Here is a 19,722-nt window from a genome sequence, read left to right as displayed (position 1 = left end):
CAAGAGCGAGACAAGGCGAAAACAGTTGAGAAAGCGGAGTGTACACACGGTACATGAGCATTTCGAAGCGGTTTTCAACGCGGTATCGCCGAAGCGCAGCAGATCGTAAACAGGTTCTAAAGACGCCGAACCCGAAACGGGCAAAGGCGCAGCAGCCAGTTGTACTGCAAACCGGGCCGCCCGCGCCAATACATTTTACGGTCGTCTTTATTACTAAAACGTCACATCATAATACAGCCGCGGCGTCCGGGCGATGCCCGGCGCAGCGATTAACGGCAAACGCCGTTTATTTCCAGCCCAGCATCAGCTTGATGCTGTCCCACAGCCGGCTGAAGAAGCCGCCTTCTTCCACCGCCTTCAAGGCCACCACCGGGCGCTCGAACAGCGGCTTGCCGTCCAGCGACACCACCAGCTTGCCCACCACCTGGCCGGCTTTGACCGGGGCGATCAAGGGCTGCATGGTGGTCAGATCGGCCTTGAGCTTGGCGGCCTGGCCCTTGGCCACGGTGGCGTAGACGTCGCTGGCGAAGCCGACGGACACGGTTTTGGCCGCGCCCTTGTAGATGGGCAGCTCGGACACCGGCTTGGCGCCGCTATACAGTTTGGGCGTATCGTAAAACTGCAAGCCGTAGTTGAGCAGCTTGGAGCTTTCCACCGCGCGCGCCTCAGGGCTGGCGGTGCCCACCACCACCGAAATCACGCGACGGCCGTCGCGGTGGCTGGTGGTGATCATATTGTAGCCGGCGCTGTCGGTGTAGCCGGTCTTCATGCCGTCGACGTTGGGGTCGCGGTAGAGCAGCAGGTTGCGGTTGGGCTGCTTGATGTTGTTGTAGGTGAAGGACTTGATCGAGTAGATCGGGTAGAACTCCGGGAAGTCGCGGATCAGCGCGCCGGCCAGGATGCCCAGATCGTGCACGGTGGTGTAATGCTCGGGATTGGGCAGGCCGGTGGCGTTGCGGAACTGGGTGTTCTTCATGCCCAGTTTCTGCGCCTGCTGGGTCATCACCTGGGCGAAGACTTCCTCGCTGCCGGCGATGGCTTCAGCCAGCGTCACGCAGGCGTCGTTGCCGGATTGCACGATCATGCCCTTGATCAGGTCGTCGACCTTGGCCGGCACCTTGGGATCCAGGAACATGCGCGAGCCTTCGGTTTTCCAGCCTTTTTGCGACACCGTCAGCGTCTGTTCCAGAGTCAGCCGTTTTTCCTTCAGCGCCTTGAAGGTGAGGTAGGCGGTCATCAGCTTGGTCAGCGAGGCCGGCTCCACGCGGGAGTCCGGGTCGCGCTCGGCCAGCACTTGCCCGCTGTTGAAGTCGGTCAGGTAATAAGCCTTGCCGGCGATTTCGGGCGCAGGCGGCAGAAAGGCGGCGGAGGCGAAAGAGACGGACGGCAGCGCGATCGCCGCTGCCGTGAGAATGCTGGTGAATGTTTTCATTGTTCCTATGGGCAACGCTGGGGGTTGAGGTCCAAATAGTAGCCGTTGATTATACACGCGGATTGCCGTCCGGTTGCCGCGAAGTGGGGATTTTCTGCGGGCGGGGCGGGCGGAGCCGTTGCGATACCGCAATGCAACAATCCAATATTATCAAGGCTTCCCGTCTGCTTGGAGTTCCTGCTACTCTGGCAGTTCAAGCAAAATAATGATCGGGACAAAGGCTTTGCCATGCAAGAGAAGCAAGACTATCTGGAACGCATCCTGACGTCGCGGGTTTACGACGTCGCCATCGAAACGCCGCTGGAGCTGGCGCCCAATCTGTCGCGCCGCTATCGCAACACGATTCTGCTCAAGCGCGAGGATCTGCAGCCGGTGTTCTCCTTCAAGCTGCGCGGCGCTTACAACAAGATGGCCAAGCTCAGCGCGGAACAGCGCGCGCGCGGCGTGATCACCGCCAGCGCCGGCAACCACGCGCAGGGCGTGGCCTTGTCCGCCAGCCGGCTGGGCTGCGCGGCCACCATCGTGATGCCGGTGACCACGCCACAGATCAAGATAGACGCGGTCAAGCAATACGGCGGCCAGGTGGTGCTGCATGGCGATTCCTTCAACGAAGCCTTCCACCACGCAACTGAATTGGCCGCGCAAAACGGCATGACTTATATTCCGCCGTTCGACGACCCGGACGTGATCGCCGGCCAGGGCACCATAGGCATGGAGATTCTGCGCCAGCACCCGGACGGCTTGAACGCCGTCTTCGTCGCCATCGGCGGCGGCGGCCTGGCCGCCGGCATCTCCAGCTTCATCAAGCGGCTGAAGCCGGAGATCAAGGTGATAGGCGTGCAGCCGGTGGATTCCGACGCCATGCGCCAATCCATCGCCAAGGGCGAGCGCGTGGAGTTGAAGGACGTGGGCCTGTTCGCCGACGGGGTGGCGGTCAAGCTGGTGGGGGAGGAGACTTTCCGCATTTGCCGCGAGCTGCTGGACGAGATCATCCTGGTGGACACCGACGCCATCTGCGCGGCGATCAAGGACATCTTCGAAGACACCCGCTCCATCGTGGAGCCGGCGGGCGCCTTGGCGGTGGCCGGCGCCAAGGCTTACGTGGAGCGCGAAGGCTGCGTGGACCAGACCCTGGTGGCGATTTCCTGCGGCGCCAATATGAATTTCGACCGCCTGCGCCATGTGTCCGAGCGTTCCGAACTGGGCGAGCGGCGCGAGGCCGTCATCGCGGTGACCATTCCGGAAAAGCCGGGCAGCTTCAAGCGCTTCTGTACCGTGATAGGCGGCCGCAACATCACCGAGTTCAATTACCGCTTCGCCGATCCCGGCACCGCCCATGTCTTCGTCGGCGTGCAGATCAGCGGCAAACAGGACCTGGAGAACATACTCTCCAGCCTGAACGCGCATGAGCTGGACAGCATCGATCTGACCGACAACGAATTGGCCAAGCTGCACATCCGTCATCTGGTGGGCGGTCACGCGCCGCAGCTCAAGGACGAGCGAGTGCTGCGCTTCGAGTTTCCGGACCGTCCGGGCGCGCTGATGCGTTTCCTGGAGGCGATGAGCGTGGACTGGAACATCAGCCTGTTCCATTATCGCAATCACGGCGCCGATTACGGCCGCGTGCTGGTGGGCATACAGGTGCCGGCCAGCGACGACGCGGAGTTCCAGCGCTTCCTCGACAATCTGGGCTATCCCTATGTCGAGGAAACCCAGAACCCGGCTTACAAGCTGTTCCTGGGCAAGACCATACGTTGAACCGGGCCGGCGGGCTGCTCGTGGTCGGCAGCCTGACGCCGCGCTCCTTCTTTGAAGCGAATCATGATCAAGGCAGTTCTATTCGATCTGGACGGCACCTTGGCCGACACCGCGCGCGATCTGGGCGCCGCGCTCAACCGTTTGCTGGCCGAGGAGGGGCTGCCGCCGCAGCCGTACGCGGCGGTGCGTCCCATCGCCAGCCACGGCGCGCGCGGGCTGGTCAGCCTGGGCTTCGGCATCGACCGCGAGCACCCGCGTTTCGAGGAATATCGCTTGCGCTTTCTGGATCACTACGAGCACAGCTTCGCCGACGAGACCGTCCTGTTCGACGGCGTCAACGGCCTGATCCAGGGCTTGATGGACAAGGGCTTGCTGTGGGGCATCATCACCAATAAGCCGATGCGCTTCACCGACCGTCTGGTGCCTTCGCTGCCTTTCATCGCGGCGCCGGCGGTGACGGTCAGCGGCGACACCGTGGGCGTGCCCAAACCGGATCCGCGGCCGATGCGCTTCGCCGCCGAGCGGATCGGCATCGCGCCCGAGCATTGCCTGTACGTGGGCGACGCCGAGCGCGACATCGCCGCCGGCCGCAGCGTGGGCATGAAGACGGTGTTGGCCAACTGGGGTTACATCGCCGACAGCGACCGGCCGGCGGAGTGGGGCGCCGACATCGCCATCGATCATCCGCTGCAATTGCTGGATCACGTTTAAGCGGCAATGGAAATGAAAAAAGCCACGGTTCTCCGTGGCTTTTTTGGTTTCGGCCTGGTGGTTCTCAGGCGCGCAGGTTCTGCGCTATCGCATAGATGGGCGACAAGGCCGCCTCACCCAGGCGCAGGCTGCGCTGGCCGCTCCAGCCGAAGTCGTCGTCCGGCAGATTGGCGTTGTCCTTGAACGGCATCTCCAGCGTGAAGGCGAGACAGCCGAAGTGTTCGCACACCCAGTTGGTGGCGATGGTCATATTGGCCTTGCCTGGCGCGTTGCGCGGGTAGCCGTGTTCGGTCTGGTAGTCCGGGCTGGCCAGCAGCAGGTGGTGGCGGAACTGATCGGCCAGGGTTTCCAGGCGCTCGTTCCACGACGGCACGCCTTCGGTGCCGGCCAGGAACACATAGGGAATGTTCTCGTCGCCGTGGATGTCCAGGAACAGGTCCACGCCGGTTTCCTGCATCTTGTTGCGCACCGCCAGCACTTCCGGGCTGCTCTCCGCGCTGGGGGCCGCCCATTCGCGGTTCAGGTTGGCGCCGGCGGCGTTGGTGCGCAGATTGCCCAGCACCGAGCCGTCCGGGTTCATATTGGGCACCACGTAGAAAGTGGCGCGGTCCAGCAGCGCGCGGCTGGTGGGATCCTGCGGGTCCAGCAGGCGGTTGAGCAGGCCTTCGATGAACCATTCGGCCATGGTTTCGCCCGGATGCTGACGGGCGATGATCCAGATCTTGAGATCCGATTCCACCTCGTGGCCTATGGTCAGCAGATTGATGTCGCGCTGCTGCACGGTAAAGCCCAGGTCGCTGACCTGGCACAGGCCGGAGCCCTGCGCCTGACCGATCAGGTTCAGATGCTGGTCGTAGGAATAGGGTTCGAAATAGGCGTAGTAGATGCTGCCGGACAGCGGCACGTGATCTATCGTCATCACGCCGTTTTCGTAGTGGGTGGGCACGCGGAACCAGTTGATGCGGTCGTAGGAGGCCACTGCCTGGTAGTCGACCCAGCCGTCCGGATAGGCGCTTTCTCCGGCGTTCAGGAAATTGAAGGTGCAGTGCTGATAAGCGGCGCCTTGCACGCGGAAGTAGAACCACTGGGCGAAATCGGCCGCATTGTCGCGGCGGATGCGCAGTTGGATGTCTTCGTAGTTGTCGGCGGAGACGATCTCGATGCTGCCGGCGTCAAAATTGCTGCTGATTTTCATGCGCTGAACCTATTGGTTTCCTGAAACGTGCTTAAGGCGGAGATTGTAAACCTGTCGCCGCTCACATGCCATCCTCAGGCGCAAGGCAAAGAAAAACCCCGTCGGCTGGACGGGGTTGCGCTTTAGCCTGAAACTGGACTTAAGCGGTGGGCGCGCGCTTGCTGGCGGTCTTCACCGCGTCGGCGGTGGCGCTGGTGGCGGCCTTGACGCTGCTGTCGGTGAACTCCACCACTTGCTGGGCGGCTTTGCTGAAGGTGTTGACCGCGGCGGCGGCGGCGGCTACCGAGCTTTTCACCGCGTTCAGCGCGGCGTCGGAGCCGGCCGGAGCGTTTTTGGCTGCGGATTCGATCGCGCCGATCAGCGACTTGTTGAAGCTGCCCAGGTTTTCTTCGGCCAGCTTGGTCAGTTCGCTTTGAGCGGAGGAAACGATGTCGTACAGATTGCGGGAATTGGCCAGAGCGGTGTCGATGTTCTGGGTGGCCAGCTTGTTCAGGTGGCTAACCGCTTCTTGCGGATCGGTCACGCCGCTCAGCTGCTTGGCGATTTTGACGTTTTCTTCCAGCGACTGCTTGGAGATCTCCAGGTTCAGCTTGACCAGGCGCTCGGCGCTATCCAGAGTGATTTGCGAAAAGCGGAAAATGGTTTCCAGACCGTTCAGGGACAGCTTGTTCAGTTGCTCATTGCTGATGGACATAATGTATTCCTCCGCTGTGGGGTGAGACCTTAAAAGGAGATAGTCTGAATCAAAAATTTTGCACTGCACAATGACGAGTAAATGTATCATGCATTGCAGCAAAATTGGGAGCACTGACTGAAGATTTACTCTAGCGTGTTGTATTTATGATAAATTGCCGGCACACGGCACACCGTACCAAAATAAACCGGGAGCGTTACATGAGTGTTGAAAAGCGGGTCATCAAAAAGTACCCGAACCGCCGGCTGTACGATACCGCCACCAGTTCCTACATCACCTTGGGGGATGTGAAGCAATTGGTGCTTGATAATGTGGATATTCAAGTCGTCGACGCCAAGAGCCAAGAGGACATCACCCGCAGTGTGCTGTTGCAGATCATCCTGGAGGAGGAGAACGGCGGCATGCCGATGTTCAGCTACGAGGTGCTGACCCAGTTCATCCGCTCCTACGGCCAGGCCATGCAGGGCATGATGGGGCCCTTCCTGGAGAACAATCTGCAACTGTTCGCCCAGCTGCAGCAGAAAATGCAGGAACAAACCCGTGCGATTTACGGCGACAACACCATGTTGAACGCCAATCTGTGGGGCGAGTTCATGAAATTTCAGGGGCCGGCGGTGCAGAACATGATGGCCAACTACATGGAACAGAGCACCAGCATGTTTCTGGACATGCAGAACCGGATGCAGGAACAGACCAAGCAACTGTTCGGCGGTTTCGCCTTCCCGGCTTACAAGCAGGGCGAGGACGACAAGGACCCGTCCTAAAGCATGTACGATCTCTCGAGCCAGCGAGACAAGGCGTTTTCAACGCCGTATCGCGCGCAGCGCAGCAGATCGTAAACAGACTCTAAGGCGTAGGCGGCCGGCTGGAACGGCCGCCTGTCCGTTTCCATCCGCCGCTTGCCCCCGGAGGGCTTGCCATGCCGATTCCCGCATGTTGGATGCCGGGCGCCGTTAGCGGCGCCCGCTACTCTTGCACGGCGTCCGCCGTGTTTCGATTTTCCCCGTTTCCCATTGACGACTCTAGCCGGCCAGGCCGGCAAGGCGCCGCGCCATGTCCGCCGAAGCGCTGAGCGCCCGCCTGTGCGCGGCGCAGCGCAGCCATCTGGACGGCGACTGGGCCGAGGCGGAGCGGGCTTATCGCGGCTGCCTGCGCGATTGGCCCGCGTGCGCCGCGGCCAAATCCTTTCTGGCTTTCCTCTTGCTGCAGACGCAGCGCCCGGCCGAGGCCGAAGCCTGGCTGAGCGAGGCGATCGCCGCGGAGGCGGGCCATGCGGACTGGTATTTCAGCCTGGGCATGGCGCAGGCGCGCCAGGGCCGTTCGGGCGACGCGCGGCGGGCTTTCGCCGCGGCCGCGGCGCTGGACGGCGGCCAGCCCATGTATTGGACCAATCTGGCCGCCGCCTGCGAGCAGGACGGCGATTTCGCCGCCGCGGAACAGGCGTGCCGGCAAGCGCTGAGCGCGGACGCCGGCTGCGCCGACGCGCACTTCCTGCTGGCCGGCCTGTGTTTGCGACAGGAGCGCCATGCCGAGGCGCGGCGCCACAATGCGTTGGGCATCGTGGCCCAGCCGGCCGCGCATGGGCCGATCGCGCGCATCGAGGCGCATTGCGAGCTGGATCAGCGCGACGCGGCCCTGGCCTTGTTGCATGACTGGCTGGCGCAAGCGCCGGACGATCCGGTGGCCTTGCATCTGTTGGCCGCCTGCGGCGGCGCGGAGCCGCCGCCGCAGTGCAGCCCGGAATTCATCCGGCGGACTTTCGACGCCAACGCCGAGGCGTTTGACGCCACCCTGACCAGCCTGCATTACCAGGGGCCGCAGTGGCTGGCGCAATGCCTGGAACGATTGGCGCCGCCGCCGGCCGCTCTGGACGCGCTGGATCTGGGCTGCGGCACCGGCCTGGCCGGCGGGGTCTTGCGGCCGTACGCGCGCCGCTTGCAGGGGGTGGATCTCAGCGGCGAAATGCTGGCGCGCGCCGCGGACAAGGACGTGTACGACGTCTTGACCCAGGGCGACATCATCGAATTCCTGGCGACGGCTCCATTGCCGGTCGATCTGATCTGCTGCCTGGACACGCTCAGCTATTTTGGCGATCTGGAGCCGGCCTTGAGCTGGATGGCGCGTGCGCTCAAACCGGGCGGCTTGCTGCTGTTCAGCATAGAGCGCGCGCCGCGGGCTTTGCCGGGCGGCCACCGGCTGCAGCCCTGCGGGCGCTATCTGCACGATCCGGACTGGGTGGAGGGGCTGCTGGCGGCGTGCGGGTTGGCGTTGCGGGAGCGCCGGGACATGATGTTGCGGGAGGAGGCGGGGTGTCCGGTGCCCGGCGCTTTCTATTGCGCCGAGCGCATGCCTTAGCCAGGCCTCTGCGGGCGCCGGCGCTCAGTGCTTGCTTTGCATCAGCTTGTCGGTCCAGGCCATCACCAGCGCGGACAGCAGGAAGGTGCAATGGATCACCACCTGCCACATCACGCCCTGCTCGGTGAGCGGATTACCGGGGCTGCCCAGATTGGACGCGCTGATGAAGGTTTTCAGCAGATGGATGGAGGAGATGCTGATCAGCGCCAGCGACAGCTTGGTCTTCAGCACGCCGGCGTTGACATGGGACAGCCATTCCGGCCGGTCCTCGTGGCTGTTCAGACTGTCGATCTTGGAGACGAAGGTTTCGTAGCCGCCCACCACCACCATGATCAGCAGATTGGCGATCATCACCACGTCGATCAGGCCCAGCACGATCAGCATGATCTGGGTTTCCGTCATGCTGGAGGCGTCGGCGACCAGATGGATCAGTTCGAGCAGAAACTTATAGACGTACACCCCCTGAGCGACGATGAGGCCAAGGTAGAGCGGAGCCTGCAGCCAGCGGCTGGCGAAAATCAGGGACTCCATGCGTGAAACGAGAGTTTTCATATCGGTATCGTGTGAGGGGTTGACGGCTCAGAAGCTGTTCAAAGTCTGCGGCGCGGCGGCGGGATTTTAGACCAGGGCGTTGAAACCGGCTTCGAAATGCTCATGCATCACTGCCACATTCCGCTTTACAGCCGTTGTCGCCTTGTCTTGCCCCAGCTCGCGAGACTTTGAACCGGCTCTCAGGCCTATATGGAGGCGTCGGATTTTACTATCAAGTGAGGTCTGAAAGGAGAGCGTCGCTCGGCGGCGTCCGCATCCGGCCCTGCGCCGGCGGGGTGAAAACGAATCGGGGAGCCCGCGGCGCAAACCCCTCCGAACGCTGCGCATCGCCTGTCAAATCGTTGTATACTCTCGCGTTTTTCTTCAGCAAGGCCATCATCATGGCAGACAAGATTCCAAGCATCGGCTTCGTGTCGCTGGGCTGCGCGAGCAATAGCGTTTATATACTATATTAACAGGCAAAAAAATACCCCAGCTTGTGCCGGGGTAGTGTGGTGTTTTCCTCATGCTGCCTTCTGGTTCTGGAACTTCAGTCCTGGCGGGGAGGTGTGTACCCTCATGTGGCCTTCTCCGATCAGAAAGTTTTTATAGCTGGCGATGGCCACGTTCCATACTTCTTCGGCCACTGCAGTGCCGTCCTCGATGATGTTGCCAGCGTCGTCCACAATGGCGATTCGCGCCGGCCGGCCGTCTGCGGTTTTGGCAGTGAGCCCTTCAAAAATAACGGCGCTGAGCTGGGCGTGCTCCAGGCTGCCGATCTTGATTTCTCCGATACACATGATGTTTTTCTCCGGATCTGACTAGATCGTTGTTCGGTTGTTGTGTGGCGTGCAGCCTTTCGTTGCTGGGTAGCCGTCGTACTGCACGCCGTCGAGCAGGCGGCCGGCGAGCTTTTTCCCGATGCGCTGCATTGGGTGATCTAACGAAAAGGGCGTGGTCAGCACGGTGCCCTCTGTGCGACTCCTATCGTAGGGAGCCCATTCGCCCCACTGTTTGAACAGGAACGGCGCGCCAGCGGCGGCGCACTGATCGCGCAGGGCGCGTGCCCACTCCGGAAGCATCGGCCGGGCGTTCGGGCCGGATTCGCCCCCGACCACTACCCAGTCGATGCCGCGCAGGCCGCGCGCGGCCGCGTCGATGATCTGTCCGTTCATGTCAGACCACAATGCGCCCGCTTGTGCGAGATCCACCTGCCCAAGTAGTGGCTCCATGGACAGCCAGCGCAACGCGGCCGGCGTGTTCAGCAGCTTGGGGGTGTCGCGGTCGGCCTCTTCCTGGTTCACCACGCTGATGCCCAGCCACACGTTCGGGTAGCCGTCGCCCCAGTCGGCCGGCAGCATCTTTGTGGCGTTGCCGATGCGCTTGGTTAGCAGTAACCAATCCAGATGCGGCGTGGCCTTGATCAGCTCGAACAGGCGCTCGCGCGCGCCGTCCGGGGCATTCTTGTCGAACACGTCGGCCATGCTGGCGCTGAACACGCGGTGGCGCACGCCCTCGGCCTGGGCTTTGCGGTTCCAGGCCAGCGGCGCATTCCAGTGTTTGTCACCGAACTCGCGGCGGCTCGCAAGTGCGCCCCACAGCTCCGAATTGGGCGTGAAGCGGTTTGCATCACGTTCGGCGTAGCAGTTATCGCAGGCCGGCGAGACTTTCGCGCAGCCCCACCATGGGTTGAACGTGTGGTGCGTCCACTCGATCTTGCTGTTTTCAGCCATGATTGGCTCCTTTTGTGTTGGCGATTGTGGTGCTCGCCTGCGTTGTCGCGGCCTGCTGTTTCAATCTTGCTGCTAGCTGCTCCAGCGTGCCGCCCTTGGCCAGCCAATCCCGCACCCAGCCAGGCTGCTGACCACGGCCTGCCCACACCATTACGTCGCCGGCGTTACTGCCCATCACGTAGAAAACCTGCCGGCCGCGCAGGTGGTTGGCTGCAAGCCGGCGGAGCACATCGGGCGGTAGCAGCGTCGCCGCCTGCTGTCCGGTTGCGACAAGGCAAAGCTCGATCTGGCTGCTCATGCGGTGGTTTCTTCCGGCTTATCCGGGCCGATCATGAATTCGTAATCCCGGCTCTGTTGTTCATCCATCGGCTGCAGGTAACCGGCTCGACAAGCCTCGGTGCCGGCGTAGCCGCACGGAAACAGGTTATCCAGCTTGCAGGCGCACTCGTCGCCGGAGAGTCCGTCATAACCGTGCTGGCGCAGGAACTCCAAGGTGATTGTTTTAACGTCCATCAGGCGCCCCTCTTGCCTTACAGCCGGCGTTGCATTCCCAGTGGCGGACGGGTCCGCAGGTGCATTGCGTTTGCTCCGGCTCCGCACGTTTCGCAAAGGTGGCCACCATGTCGTTGTCGGTGTCGTAGATGCCCAGCAGAAACCAGCCGTCACCGGCTGGCGGTGCCGGGTGCCAGTCGCTGACGTCCGAGGAGCCCGTGTCTTGGTAGCGGCGCACGGCAGGGTGGTCGTCGTTCTCTTCCTCAAGGCAGGCGTGGTGCAGTGTCAGGCGTTGCTCTTTCAGCCAGGCGGTGTAGGCGCCGGTGTCCTCGTTAAAGTTGGGAATGCCCGGGTGAATCCAGTGGCCCAACTCGTCGCGTCGGGGCTTTACTGGCTGAATCAGTTTGATGGTGGTCATGGGGAGTCCTGAAGAAGTAAGGCCACCGTGGTGGTGGCCAGTTGTCACGTCAGCGCCAATTGCTTGTCGCCACCATTGCCGCCGATGCCGTGGTGAAGCTTGGCCTTTTCGCCTTCGCGCTGGCCTTGGCGGTAGGCGTTGGTGTCGGCCTGGTTGAATTTGCGATCTTGGTTGCGGTTGTTTGTTTTCAGGTCGCCGATTTGTTCGTACTTGTTCTGCAGGTAGCTTTCGATGATTTCTGCGTCGGGATTGGTGTCGCCAGCGAACTGTTGCACCTGGCTGTAAACCTGGCGGACCCATCCCTCGCAAAACAGATCCGCTCGACGCGTTTTGCTCCGCGAGGCCAGCCGCTGGCATTGCGTTTCGATGAACTCCTGCCGGGCTTTGCGCGCTTGCCTTGCGAGTTGGCTGAATGCGTAACCGGCAATCTCGGGGGCGGCCTCACGACCGATAAATTGCCACTCGCCGCGTCTCCACATTGACTGATGGAGCGACCTGCAATTGAAGGCTTTTGCCACGGTGGAGGCGAGCCAGGCTTCCCATTGTGCGGGCCTGTTTTTTGCACCGGCTCGGATTGAGTGTTCCTTGATGTCGCTGGCCTGCACGTCATTCATGCGTAGACCGTGCTTCTTCATCAGGGCGTGGGCCTGCCGGAGCGCGGTGGAGGCTTCATGTTCATTGCTGCTACCGGCCAGGCGCAGACATTTTTTGATCTTGCGGAGGATGTTTTCGTCTTGCATGTCAGGCTCCAGAATTGACCAGGCCACCGCTTGGGTGGCCCGGTGGGTCTAGTCGTCGTAGCCGTCCGGGTCGCGGTATTGGAATTCACCGTCAAAGTCGGTGCGGTCGAAGGTCACCTTCACCTGCTGGCTGTACAGCTGCAGCAGCATGCGGGAAATGCCAAACATGCGGCCTGCAATCAGACCCTCGGTGATCTTCACATCGTCAACGTGAATGGTGGTGACGTATCCGTTGTTATCAAAAGCCAGCCGGTACTTGCAGGAATGGCGCGACTTGTTTTCCTCTGGGTCAATGCTCACGCTCATATAGCCGCGCAACGCGCTGCTATCCGGATAGCTCTGGTTGATGATGAAGGTGGGGTAGTCGTTGTCCTCGGCATAACTTTCTGTCTGGTCATTGAAGTCGTCGAACAGCATCTTTAGCAGGTCACCAATCTTCATTGTCGACGGCAGCGGCTTGGTGATTTCCTCTAGCATGGGGTTGATCACCTTCGAGGCCTGCTCGGCCATCATGGCGTTCAGCTTGGCCACAACAGCCTTGGACACGAAATCGCCGAAATAGCCCATGTCGGCGTAAGTCTTTGGCATGTGATCGGTAATGTGCTGTTCCAGTCCCTTGCGGAAGTCGCTGTTGTAGCGGAACTGGCCTTCGATGGCCGACTGCACGGCCTCGCCCACGTTCTTTTCGATGATGGGCTGCAGCACCTCCGGCGCCAGCTTGGCGGTGATGGCGTCGGCCACCATCTTTTCGATGTCGATCTTGAGTTCCATTGTTCTCTCCTGAATGAATCAGGCCACCGCGTGGGTGGCCTGTAGTCGTTTGAGCTGGGCGCGCAGGTTGTGCAGCGCGCGCCAGTCGGATGGTGATTTCGGTATGCCGGTACGCCGGCCGCCGGGCAGGATCAGTACGTCGTGCTTCTTGCCTGGCCTCAGTGTGGCGCCGGCGGCGATGTAGGGCGCGATCAGTTGGGCGATGTCGTTGCGCATGCCGCTACCGCTTTCTTCACGTCTTCCGGCCATGCCTCGACGTTTATTTCCTTGCCGGTGTCGAGCTGGATGCATGTCCCGTGGCGGCCGTTGTAGTCAATCAGCCGCCAGTGGGTGATGCGCTCGGACATGATATGCACCTCGCGGGCGCCGGCGCCGTAGCCTGGGAATGTCAGTACGGCCATCACGCGGCGCCTTTCTGCTCGGCGGCCAGGGTGGCGCGGTCGATACGCTCGATCTCGGCCACGATCAGGGCGCCGGCTTTGACAAGTTCGCGGCGGCGATCGCCGAACTTGGGCTGCCATCCATGGGGCAGTATTGCCTCGCCGAAGGTGTCGCCATATCCGGTGGATTCGGCCGGCCAATCACGCACAGCCGCCGGCATTGCGTACAGGGAAGCCATGGCGGGGAGTTCGTCGTTGACGTGATCATCGTCATGCGTCGGAATCCAGCCTTCGGATTCGACCTGTCGGCAGCGCTCGGCTGCAATATCAGTCAGCGCCGAGCCAGTCTTGGGCGAAGCAGGGAGCGCGGCCAGCCGTGCCTCAAGTTCATCAATCTCATTGCTCATGCAGATGATGCAGACCGGTTCGCTGGTCGTTACATCGCGGTGCGCTTCGCAAGCGCTGTCGGGGTAATGAGTCATGCTGTCTGCCTCTGTCGTGATGGTGCTCATGTGAGTGCCATTGTGTATGTGCTGCTATGGCCGCGCGGTGTGTGGCTGGCAGTGAAGCTGTGGCCGCAGGCGTGGCGTTCCGAGAAGTGCCGGCCGGCTGGGATTGCCGCCGGCAGGCGGTAGCCCAGCAGCGCTTGCAGTGTGTGACCGTCGGAAGCATTGGCCCGGTACTGGCGTGGGTGGTGGCGGATGATGGTGATGCCGAGTTCGCGGGCGTGCAGTGCCAGCAACTGGCCGACCCTATCAGGGTTGGTGTTCAGTTGGCGGCCAATCGCGGTGCTGCCAAACGGCTGGCCGTGCTGGGCGGCGATCGCGTCGCGGAGTTTTTCCAGTTGGCTCATGCGGCGCGCTCCTCGATGGCGTGCAGCAGCGCGGCCAGTACGTCCGCTTCGTGTTCCGCGTCGTGCAGCGCGTGGTGCTTGATCTTGTCGGCCGGGAACTCGGGTAGCGCGGTGTTCGGGTGTAGGTCGCGCACAAGTCCGCGCACGCTGCGCAGACAGCGGTTACGCCAGTACGGCCAGCGCAGGCCGTGCTGATTGAACGCGTGCTGTAGCTGGGTGTTGTCGAAGTCGCTGCCGTTGCCCCAAATTGGATGCGGGTTGAGCTGCAGCCAGGCGTGCAGGGAGTGCATGGCGAGCCACAGCGGGATGCGGTCCGACTGGTTGCGCGGCAGGGTATGCAGCATCGCCTCCTTGTATGCGGGGCTGCCGTCCATTTCTGGCCGTAACCACCAGCTGAGCGTGGAGTCGCTGTAAGTTCTGCCGGGTTGGTCGATGGAAGGCTGGTAGGCATGGATGCGGCGATACCAGCGCGCTAGCACGGTAGCCCTGCCGTTTTCAACCTCCACTGCCACGGCGCCAATGGTTAGCAGCACAGCGCTGGGCGTGGTGTCCATGGTTTCATTGTCGATGACGATTTGGCGAGTTTTCATGCTGCGGTGTCCTGCGCGCTGTGATTGACGCCGTAGATGTGGACGTTGATTTCGTACATCGTGCTAAGTACGGTTGTGTCAGGTTCGAACCAGTCGCCGCCGTGCTTTTCGCAGATCGGTTTAACGATGCTGGCCGAGGCGTGGTTGGTGACCTTTAAAATTACGCTTCCATATGCGCGGCGCGTTGCAAAGCTGGTGACGTGGCAGTTGTCTTCATAAATCTCCAGCTCGACGCCGGCGGCGCGCAGATCGGTGATGACGCCATCAATCTTTTCCATGCGCTGCTGGATTTCGGCCATGCTGGATTGAAGGTTGGCCGCAATATCGGCGCCGATTTGTTTCAGTGTGGCGGTGGTCTTCTGGCTCATGCTCTAGCCTCCTTCTCGATGCGCCTGTTCTCGATCTCTCGTCGAGCGGCGGCTTTGCGGATGTCTTGGGCGCTGGATCGCGGCAGGGGTTTGCCGGCCAGTTCGTTCGCGCGCAGCTCGGCGCGCTGGGCGATGTAGTCGCGGTTGGGGTAAAAGCGCGTCATGCCGTCGCCGTCGCTTTCTGCCCAATGTCCAGACCATCCAGCGTGTTGCAGTAGTACGCCCACACGCGCTTGAGGCGGTGGCGGGCGACGGCGGTGTAGTCGGGGTGCTGGATGGCCTGTTGGTAGGTCAGGCCATCGCGGCGCATTTCGCTGATGTCCATGCCGAAGGTGGCCGGGTCGGTTTTCATCATGTCGACGATGCCGGCAAAGCGCTCACGGTTGTCCTTATAGAGCGCGCTGTCCTCGATGCCGCGCCCTTGGTATTCCACCGGGCCGAAGAACGGGTTGCACCAGGCGACCACGTCGGCGTCGGGCAGATCGTCGAGGATGGCGGCGAGACCGTTGGCGGTTTCCACGAAATCCAGCCCGCCGATCAGCGGCACATGGATCACGGTGCGGATGTCTTCGGCGGTGAGCAGGCCGAGCGCATCGCTTTCGACCAGGTAGGCTTTGAGTGGCACGAACACGGCGGCGCCGGTGTCGATGACGGTATCGCCATCGTGGTCGAGGATGTGGCCGATCATGGTGTCGAACTGGCGGCTGTCGATCTGCTGGTGATCGTTGAGCAGCTCCAGCCCCTGCACGCCCAGCGCGGTGATGCGCGAGAAGGTGCGGTTGACCGGGTCGGTGTCGATGCATTGCACCGGGCGCGGGGCGTTGGCCGCAAGGTGCTGGGCGATCAGCGCGGTGATGCCGGATTTGAAACATCCGCCCTTGCCCTGCAAGGTGATGTGTGCGGTTCGTTGCATGGTGTTCTCCTGGTTACCAGTTGAGTGGTTTGTCTCGCTGCTGACGGAAGTCGCCGCGCGGTTGTTGGGGCTTGGCTGCCGGCGCGGTGGCCGGTGGCGTTTCGGGGGTTTGGCTTGTTTCACGGGCGGGGCCTTTCTGGCGCTTGCGCTCTCGGCACAGCGCGTTGCGGAACTCGCTCTCGGTCATCGCCAGCCCGGCGCCGGCCAGTGCGGCGATGATGTCGGCGTGGCGCACGCCATCGGCGATGCGTTGCTCGATGTCCGGCAGCAGGCTGCGGAACTGTTCGATCTTGGTGGGTGGCCTGGTTGGGGCGGCCAGCGCCTGCAGCGCGGTTCTGGCCTGCTGCTGCGCCGCGTTGCTGTGGGTCATGCGCTGCTAATCCCGTAGTTATGTGTTGCTAATGCCGTGCTAACAGGCAGCTAACAGGCTGCTAATTAGCAAGCGGTATCAAGAAAAGCGGCACGGTTGCCGTGCCGCTTGGGTTGCCGGTAACGCCATCCGGCTGCCTGCTGGGGGCTTTCGCCCGGCTCGAAACATGACGCCGTGACCAACGTCTTGCAGCGTCCTGGTGCAGGGCGCTGCGGGCCGGTGGCCGGTGCCTGTTGGTCTGCCAGGCTCAGTTCTAGTCGTGGTTGCCGTCTCCTGACTTATCCGCAAAGCGGAAGGGTGCGGGTATTTCCCCGTCGTCATCAGGCGTCTTGAACCCCGCTGCCGTATATCGCTCGGCTTCTATGCGCCGCTATCTGGTGCGCGACCAGGTGGCGGGGTTGGGTGTGGCGGTGTCGCTATTTCATGGCTTTCTCCCTGAGTGTTTCCTGCAAGCGCAGGTGCTGTTGATTCTGTTTCACCTGCCAGCGTCCTGATGGCAGGGCGCTGGAGGGTGCGTTCTGTATGTCCCCAGAACGTGGGTTGGCTGATGCGTGGCGGCGCGATGGTGCATGCGCGGCCGGGGCGTCGTGATCTGCGCTCGGGTCCGAATGACATCGTTGCGGCCTGCCTCTCTCAGGTGTGGCCGCAACGCGCATGGGCGCTACATCAGTTGGGTGTGTCCCGTCGGTGCGGACGGGCTACGCATTCGCAATTTGTTAAGGATCAGAACCGTATTCGGTTCGTTGTGATCGAATAATAACCGAATACGGATCGATGTCAAGCGAGTTGAACCATATGCGGTTTGCAGTCGTTGCGAAAATGGTTTGCTGGATGGGGTGGGGTGTGCCGTATGGTGGTTGGGATTGGAGGGTGGTGACCGGCGGGTGGTGCGCCGGCTGTGCGATGGGCGGAGCCTGAGGGATGTTTGCGGCTCTTGCTTATGTGGTTATGTGTAGATGGTGGGACTGAGGGGGTGGGGCGTGGATGGTTTTATCGTCTGCGCCTGTAGCGCATTACGGCGTATAATGCCATACGTATTTATACCGATGGCAAATGTTGTATTTATAATATATGTTATGCGGATGAGAAAGTGCGTTACTGTTTTTGATCTTTTGCGCCGCGCGTTGCCGGCGCAGCCCGTTGATCGTTCTCGGCGTGGTTGTTCTCCGCCGGTTCGGAGGGTGCCGCCGCGGGGGTGCTCCCGTCGTTAAACCGCTCAGCAAGTTGGCTGGGCGGTTTTTTTTTGAGCAGGATGCTTTGTGCCGGGCCGTGGCGCCATAGGCGTTCAAGGATTTGCCCGGGGTTGTCTCCATGGCAGAACGGAATGGGCTCGCTGCTAATGCCTTCTGGTAGGGGGTGGTCGACGTGCAGTGCCATGGCGGTGGCGTCGAGCAACTTGCCCAGTTGCCATGCGACGGTGTCGCCCCACAGTGCGGTGACCGTGGGCTGAAGGTCGGCCAGGTCAGGCAATTGGCGATAGTTGATCTGGTTGATGGTGATCGCGACGCCGATCAGGATGCTTTCGCCGCCGGGGGTGCGCCAGTATAGCCATTGGCCGGTGCCCGAGTAGGCATGTTGACGTGAGCGGCTACCAGGGTTGGCCGCGCGCAAGCTGCGGATGGTTTTGGCCGTCGATTTCATAGGCGGGTGGTGATCCAGTCGGGTGCAGCACGTGCGTGCAAGAACTCGAACGCGGCGCGGCATTGTTTTTCTGTTTTTAACATGGCGGCCCACCATCGGGCTATCTCCGGCCAGGCCGTACGCAGAATATCGGCATGTCCGGCCGCAGCCTGTTGTATTGCATGTCTCTGGCTGGTGGTGGCGACCCCGCCCCAGGCGATATGTAGGCGTTTGTTATAGAACGGGGTGTGTACGTTCTTGCGCAACAGTTTGGGGGTCCAGTATTCGCCGCCGAACGAGTCGGCGAAGTCGATGGCAATGAACTCGCCGCGCCCGGTGCTGATCAGGTTGCCGGCATTGCCGTCAATCTCCCATATCCATTCCGCCATGGCGATGCAGGCGGCGGTGGAGTGCCATATTGCCAGTTCGTCTGCCCAGATGTCCGCCGAGCGGGCGGCGATGGGCTGGCCGGTCACATGCTGCACGGCCAGGCATGGCCATTCGTTGTTCTTGCCCCAGCCTGCGCTTGGAAATAGCGCATTCAGTTCTTCGCTGGTCAGGATGATCACCCATATTTTGGGGGCGGTCTCAATGCCGGCGCCCCGGTGCAGCATCCAGCCTGCCAGCTCGTTTGCCAGGCCGTGGCTGTCGCGCGGGAATGCCTTGATGTGCGCGCATACCTCGTTGTCGTATTCGTCCAGAATTAAACATGCTCGATGATGGGAGGCTGTGGCGGTCTGCTGTGAGAGTGGGGCGATGATGCTTCCGGTGTCCAGCAGGGTAATCACGTTTAGCGGGGCGGTGTAAGGGCTTCGAGCAGCTGCGCGAGTATATCCGCGATGGCCGGGTCTGGCGAGGTGTTCAGGTACTGACATGCGGCGTTGATGAGTGGATGCTCCGGCAGCTTATCGGCGTGCAGGGTGGATAGCCAGCCCATGGTTAGTCCTAATGCGTGTTCAATGTGTGTGGCCATTTTGGTGCTTATGGCGCGGCTGTTTGGTGTGGGCCAGGCAAGCCAGCGGCTGACCTGTGACTGGTCGCGCTCGATGCGGTGCGCGAGCGCCGCCACGCCGCCGAGCTGGTCGGTGAGGCGGCGGAGGTTGTCGCGTCGTATCTCGTGCGGGCTCATGCCGTGATTGTCTCCATCCTTGCAGGGCGCAGGAATGACCGATACGGTCATCTGCGGTCATCAGATGGTCACGGCGTTTGATTTGATGCGGCTGGCGTGTGCCAGTCGCATTTTTACGTCGATTTAGGTTTGCCGGCGAGCTGTCGGAGCGAATTGGCGGCGCTGGGGGTGTCGTCGGTTATCGCGTCGCCCGTTGGCGGGCCTGGCAAAGAGTGCAGCAGGCCAATGAGGTTCTTGACGGCATTTGGCGGCAGGCTGCCTCTCAGGTTGGCGTCCTTGGCGGCTTCAATCAAGGGCAATAGCCATTCCGGCAGGGGTTCGGAAGCCAGGCTAAACGCGCTTGCCCTGTCCGTATCCGATTTCGGATTGAACAGGTTTTCGTCAATTAGCTGGCTGGCTGATAAGCCGAACTTCCCCGCGATGGTGTCAATGGTCTCGATGCTCGCTGCCGATTCCTGATTGCGGATGCGGTTGATTGTGCCGAGACCAAGGCCAGTCGCCGCCGCCAACTTGTTGTTGGTGGTGTATTTGTGCGAACTCGCCATGAGTAGCGCGAGGTTGTTGGCGAGTACGCCTTTAATCTTGCTATCCATATCTGGATTGTCATCGAATTTGCAAACCGTTTGAGGTTCGGTTAATCTAACCATATTCGGTTCAGTGAGATTCACG

Annotated in this window: 28 protein-coding genes; 4 read left to right on the top strand and 24 right to left on the bottom strand. The window is 61.6% G+C overall.

All coding sequences use genetic code 11. The annotated features are described in order from the left end of the window. Positions 1-286 precede the first annotated feature (286 nt). Positions 287-1,432, bottom strand: coding sequence for a D-alanyl-D-alanine carboxypeptidase family protein (locus tag NK214_RS06650; protein ID WP_107798629.1), 1,146 nt, complete (start codon positions 1,430-1,432; stop codon positions 287-289). 228 nt (positions 1,433-1,660) lie between these two features. Between NK214_RS06650 and ilvA the strand changes: the two genes are divergently transcribed. Together ilvA and NK214_RS06640 are read left to right on the top strand one after the other, a co-directional pair. Further along, entirely contained in the window at positions 1,661-3,190 is a 1,530-nt protein-coding gene (gene ilvA, locus NK214_RS06645; RefSeq protein WP_227104302.1) for a threonine ammonia-lyase, biosynthetic, read from the top strand. Between the two features lie 63 nt (positions 3,191-3,253). Next, a complete protein-coding gene (locus tag NK214_RS06640) occupies positions 3,254-3,901 on the top strand; it encodes an HAD family hydrolase (RefSeq protein WP_107798630.1) in 648 nt (215 codons plus the stop codon). 64 nt (positions 3,902-3,965) lie between these two features. Here the strand turns inward: NK214_RS06640 and NK214_RS06635 are convergent, their stop codons facing one another. Beyond that, a complete protein-coding gene (locus NK214_RS06635) occupies positions 3,966-5,096 on the bottom strand; it encodes a M14-type cytosolic carboxypeptidase (RefSeq protein WP_107798631.1) in 1,131 nt (376 codons plus the stop codon). 139 nt (positions 5,097-5,235) lie between these two features. Further along, a complete protein-coding gene (locus tag NK214_RS06630; protein WP_019101299.1) occupies positions 5,236-5,790 on the bottom strand; it encodes a phasin family protein in 555 nt (184 codons plus the stop codon). Positions 5,791-5,990: 200 nt separating this feature from the next. Between NK214_RS06630 and phaR the strand changes: the two genes are divergently transcribed. Further along, on the top strand, positions 5,991-6,554 hold the full coding sequence (gene phaR / locus NK214_RS06625; protein WP_107798632.1) for a polyhydroxyalkanoate synthesis repressor PhaR: 564 nt from the start codon (positions 5,991-5,993) through the stop codon (positions 6,552-6,554). A 289-nt stretch (positions 6,555-6,843) separates the two neighbouring features. Beyond that, entirely contained in the window at positions 6,844-8,145 is a 1,302-nt protein-coding gene (locus NK214_RS06620) for a tetratricopeptide repeat protein (RefSeq protein WP_253314072.1), read from the top strand. Between the two features lie 24 nt (positions 8,146-8,169). Here NK214_RS06620 and NK214_RS06615 read toward each other — a convergent pair whose 3' ends face one another. From NK214_RS06615 to NK214_RS06515, 21 genes are all read right to left on the bottom strand, one after another. Next, complete coding sequence (locus NK214_RS06615; RefSeq protein WP_107798634.1) at positions 8,170-8,697, bottom strand: TIGR00645 family protein; 528 nt, start codon at positions 8,695-8,697, stop codon at positions 8,170-8,172. 503 nt (positions 8,698-9,200) lie between these two features. Beyond that, complete coding sequence (locus NK214_RS06610; RefSeq protein WP_253314071.1) at positions 9,201-9,476, bottom strand: hypothetical protein; 276 nt, start codon at positions 9,474-9,476, stop codon at positions 9,201-9,203. Between the two features lie 21 nt (positions 9,477-9,497). Next, positions 9,498-10,409 (bottom strand): phage Gp37/Gp68 family protein, encoded by a 912-nt coding sequence (locus NK214_RS06605; protein ID WP_253314070.1) that lies wholly within the window; start codon positions 10,407-10,409, stop codon positions 9,498-9,500. Beyond that, a complete protein-coding gene (locus NK214_RS06600) occupies positions 10,402-10,707 on the bottom strand; it encodes an H-NS histone family protein (RefSeq protein WP_253314069.1) in 306 nt (101 codons plus the stop codon). The genes NK214_RS06605 and NK214_RS06600 overlap by 8 nt, the downstream gene beginning before the upstream one ends. Next, positions 10,704-10,922 carry a hypothetical protein gene (locus NK214_RS06595; protein ID WP_253314068.1) on the bottom strand — a complete coding sequence of 73 codons (219 nt, stop codon included), beginning with the start codon at positions 10,920-10,922 and terminating at the stop codon, positions 10,704-10,706. Before NK214_RS06595 ends, NK214_RS06600 begins: the two co-directional genes overlap by 4 nt. After that, complete coding sequence (locus NK214_RS06590) at positions 10,912-11,319, bottom strand: hypothetical protein (RefSeq protein ID WP_253314067.1); 408 nt, start codon at positions 11,317-11,319, stop codon at positions 10,912-10,914. Before NK214_RS06590 ends, NK214_RS06595 begins: the two co-directional genes overlap by 11 nt. A 44-nt stretch (positions 11,320-11,363) precedes the next feature. Beyond that, positions 11,364-12,059, bottom strand: coding sequence for a DUF2786 domain-containing protein (locus NK214_RS06585; RefSeq protein ID WP_253314066.1), 696 nt, complete (start codon positions 12,057-12,059; stop codon positions 11,364-11,366). A 48-nt stretch (positions 12,060-12,107) separates the two neighbouring features. Beyond that, positions 12,108-12,830, bottom strand: a complete 723-nt coding sequence (locus NK214_RS06580; protein ID WP_253314065.1) for a hypothetical protein — start codon at positions 12,828-12,830, stop codon at positions 12,108-12,110. Positions 12,831-12,848: 18 nt separating this feature from the next. Then, positions 12,849-13,079, bottom strand: coding sequence for a phosphoribosylglycinamide formyltransferase (locus NK214_RS06575; RefSeq protein WP_253314064.1), 231 nt, complete (start codon positions 13,077-13,079; stop codon positions 12,849-12,851). Beyond that, positions 13,022-13,231 (bottom strand): hypothetical protein, encoded by a 210-nt coding sequence (locus NK214_RS06570; protein ID WP_253314063.1) that lies wholly within the window; start codon positions 13,229-13,231, stop codon positions 13,022-13,024. Before NK214_RS06570 ends, NK214_RS06575 begins: the two co-directional genes overlap by 58 nt. Then, positions 13,231-13,722 carry a hypothetical protein gene (locus tag NK214_RS06565; RefSeq protein ID WP_253314062.1) on the bottom strand — a complete coding sequence of 164 codons (492 nt, stop codon included), beginning with the start codon at positions 13,720-13,722 and terminating at the stop codon, positions 13,231-13,233. Before NK214_RS06565 ends, NK214_RS06570 begins: the two co-directional genes overlap by 1 nt. Then, positions 13,719-14,063, bottom strand: coding sequence for a hypothetical protein (locus NK214_RS06560; RefSeq protein WP_253314061.1), 345 nt, complete (start codon positions 14,061-14,063; stop codon positions 13,719-13,721). Before NK214_RS06560 ends, NK214_RS06565 begins: the two co-directional genes overlap by 4 nt. Continuing rightward, the gene (locus NK214_RS06555) at positions 14,060-14,653 is read right to left on the bottom strand and encodes a 3'-5' exonuclease (protein ID WP_253314060.1); all 594 of its coding nucleotides are present in this window, start codon (positions 14,651-14,653) and stop codon (positions 14,060-14,062) included. Before NK214_RS06555 ends, NK214_RS06560 begins: the two co-directional genes overlap by 4 nt. After that, positions 14,650-15,021 (bottom strand): hypothetical protein, encoded by a 372-nt coding sequence (locus NK214_RS06550; RefSeq protein ID WP_253314059.1) that lies wholly within the window; start codon positions 15,019-15,021, stop codon positions 14,650-14,652. The genes NK214_RS06555 and NK214_RS06550 overlap by 4 nt, the downstream gene beginning before the upstream one ends. Next, positions 15,018-15,185 (bottom strand): hypothetical protein, encoded by a 168-nt coding sequence (locus NK214_RS06545; RefSeq protein ID WP_253314058.1) that lies wholly within the window; start codon positions 15,183-15,185, stop codon positions 15,018-15,020. The genes NK214_RS06550 and NK214_RS06545 overlap by 4 nt, the downstream gene beginning before the upstream one ends. Then, a complete protein-coding gene (locus NK214_RS06540) occupies positions 15,182-15,934 on the bottom strand; it encodes a conjugal transfer protein TraL (protein WP_253314057.1) in 753 nt (250 codons plus the stop codon). The genes NK214_RS06545 and NK214_RS06540 overlap by 4 nt, the downstream gene beginning before the upstream one ends. 13 nt (positions 15,935-15,947) lie before the next feature. Beyond that, positions 15,948-16,304 carry a hypothetical protein gene (locus NK214_RS06535; protein WP_253314056.1) on the bottom strand — a complete coding sequence of 119 codons (357 nt, stop codon included), beginning with the start codon at positions 16,302-16,304 and terminating at the stop codon, positions 15,948-15,950. A 1,095-nt stretch (positions 16,305-17,399) separates the two neighbouring features. Continuing rightward, positions 17,400-17,945: a hypothetical protein gene (locus NK214_RS06530; protein WP_253314055.1), complete on the bottom strand. Its 546-nt coding sequence runs from the start codon at positions 17,943-17,945 to the stop codon at positions 17,400-17,402. After that, positions 17,942-18,712, bottom strand: a complete 771-nt coding sequence (locus NK214_RS06525) for a hypothetical protein (protein ID WP_253314054.1) — start codon at positions 18,710-18,712, stop codon at positions 17,942-17,944. Before NK214_RS06525 ends, NK214_RS06530 begins: the two co-directional genes overlap by 4 nt. A 2-nt stretch (positions 18,713-18,714) precedes the next feature. After that, the gene (locus tag NK214_RS06520) at positions 18,715-19,053 is read right to left on the bottom strand and encodes a hypothetical protein (RefSeq protein WP_253314053.1); all 339 of its coding nucleotides are present in this window, start codon (positions 19,051-19,053) and stop codon (positions 18,715-18,717) included. A gap of 113 nt (positions 19,054-19,166) precedes the next feature. Next, positions 19,167-19,721, bottom strand: coding sequence for a helix-turn-helix transcriptional regulator (locus tag NK214_RS06515; RefSeq protein ID WP_253314052.1), 555 nt, complete (start codon positions 19,719-19,721; stop codon positions 19,167-19,169). Position 19,722 lies beyond the last annotated feature (1 nt).

Origin of the sequence: Chromobacterium sp. S0633, assembly GCF_024158805.1 — a bacterium.
Taxonomy (GTDB): Bacteria; Pseudomonadota; Gammaproteobacteria; order Burkholderiales; family Chromobacteriaceae; genus Chromobacterium.
Note: the sequence above shows the minus strand (reverse complement) of the source record. Positions and strands in the feature narration are given on the sequence as shown.

Excerpts from the sequence above, each read along its gene's own strand:
- NK214_RS06550 (WP_253314059.1), bottom strand. The coding sequence starts at position 15,021 with ATGAGCCAGAAGACCACCGCCACACTGAAACAAATCGGCGCCGATATT.
- NK214_RS06530 (WP_253314055.1), bottom strand. The coding sequence starts at position 17,945 with ATGAAATCGACGGCCAAAACCATCCGCAGCTTGCGCGCGGCCAACCCT.
- NK214_RS06640 (WP_107798630.1), top strand. The coding sequence starts at position 3,254 with ATGATCAAGGCAGTTCTATTCGATCTGGACGGCACCTTGGCCGACACC.
- NK214_RS06595 (WP_253314068.1), bottom strand. The coding sequence starts at position 10,922 with ATGGACGTTAAAACAATCACCTTGGAGTTCCTGCGCCAGCACGGTTAT.
- NK214_RS06560 (WP_253314061.1), bottom strand. The coding sequence starts at position 14,063 with ATGAGCCAACTGGAAAAACTCCGCGACGCGATCGCCGCCCAGCACGGC.
- NK214_RS06615 (WP_107798634.1), bottom strand. The coding sequence starts at position 8,697 with ATGAAAACTCTCGTTTCACGCATGGAGTCCCTGATTTTCGCCAGCCGC.
- NK214_RS06580 (WP_253314065.1), bottom strand. The coding sequence starts at position 12,830 with ATGGAACTCAAGATCGACATCGAAAAGATGGTGGCCGACGCCATCACC.
- ilvA (WP_227104302.1), top strand. The coding sequence starts at position 1,661 with ATGCAAGAGAAGCAAGACTATCTGGAACGCATCCTGACGTCGCGGGTT.
- NK214_RS06585 (WP_253314066.1), bottom strand. The coding sequence starts at position 12,059 with ATGCAAGACGAAAACATCCTCCGCAAGATCAAAAAATGTCTGCGCCTG.
- NK214_RS06535 (WP_253314056.1), bottom strand. The coding sequence starts at position 16,304 with ATGACCCACAGCAACGCGGCGCAGCAGCAGGCCAGAACCGCGCTGCAG.
- NK214_RS06555 (WP_253314060.1), bottom strand. The coding sequence starts at position 14,653 with ATGAAAACTCGCCAAATCGTCATCGACAATGAAACCATGGACACCACG.
- NK214_RS06590 (WP_253314067.1), bottom strand. The coding sequence starts at position 11,319 with ATGACCACCATCAAACTGATTCAGCCAGTAAAGCCCCGACGCGACGAG.
- NK214_RS06630 (WP_019101299.1), bottom strand. The coding sequence starts at position 5,790 with ATGTCCATCAGCAATGAGCAACTGAACAAGCTGTCCCTGAACGGTCTG.
- phaR (WP_107798632.1), top strand. The coding sequence starts at position 5,991 with ATGAGTGTTGAAAAGCGGGTCATCAAAAAGTACCCGAACCGCCGGCTG.
- NK214_RS06565 (WP_253314062.1), bottom strand. The coding sequence starts at position 13,722 with ATGAGCACCATCACGACAGAGGCAGACAGCATGACTCATTACCCCGAC.
- NK214_RS06650 (WP_107798629.1), bottom strand. The coding sequence starts at position 1,432 with ATGAAAACATTCACCAGCATTCTCACGGCAGCGGCGATCGCGCTGCCG.
- NK214_RS06570 (WP_253314063.1), bottom strand. The coding sequence starts at position 13,231 with ATGGCCGTACTGACATTCCCAGGCTACGGCGCCGGCGCCCGCGAGGTG.
- NK214_RS06605 (WP_253314070.1), bottom strand. The coding sequence starts at position 10,409 with ATGGCTGAAAACAGCAAGATCGAGTGGACGCACCACACGTTCAACCCA.
- NK214_RS06620 (WP_253314072.1), top strand. The coding sequence starts at position 6,844 with ATGTCCGCCGAAGCGCTGAGCGCCCGCCTGTGCGCGGCGCAGCGCAGC.
- NK214_RS06545 (WP_253314058.1), bottom strand. The coding sequence starts at position 15,185 with ATGACGCGCTTTTACCCCAACCGCGACTACATCGCCCAGCGCGCCGAG.
- NK214_RS06610 (WP_253314071.1), bottom strand. The coding sequence starts at position 9,476 with ATGTGTATCGGAGAAATCAAGATCGGCAGCCTGGAGCACGCCCAGCTC.
- NK214_RS06520 (WP_253314053.1), bottom strand. The coding sequence starts at position 19,053 with ATGAGCCCGCACGAGATACGACGCGACAACCTCCGCCGCCTCACCGAC.
- NK214_RS06600 (WP_253314069.1), bottom strand. The coding sequence starts at position 10,707 with ATGAGCAGCCAGATCGAGCTTTGCCTTGTCGCAACCGGACAGCAGGCG.
- NK214_RS06635 (WP_107798631.1), bottom strand. The coding sequence starts at position 5,096 with ATGAAAATCAGCAGCAATTTTGACGCCGGCAGCATCGAGATCGTCTCC.
- NK214_RS06575 (WP_253314064.1), bottom strand. The coding sequence starts at position 13,079 with ATGGCCGGAAGACGTGAAGAAAGCGGTAGCGGCATGCGCAACGACATC.
- NK214_RS06540 (WP_253314057.1), bottom strand. The coding sequence starts at position 15,934 with ATGCAACGAACCGCACACATCACCTTGCAGGGCAAGGGCGGATGTTTC.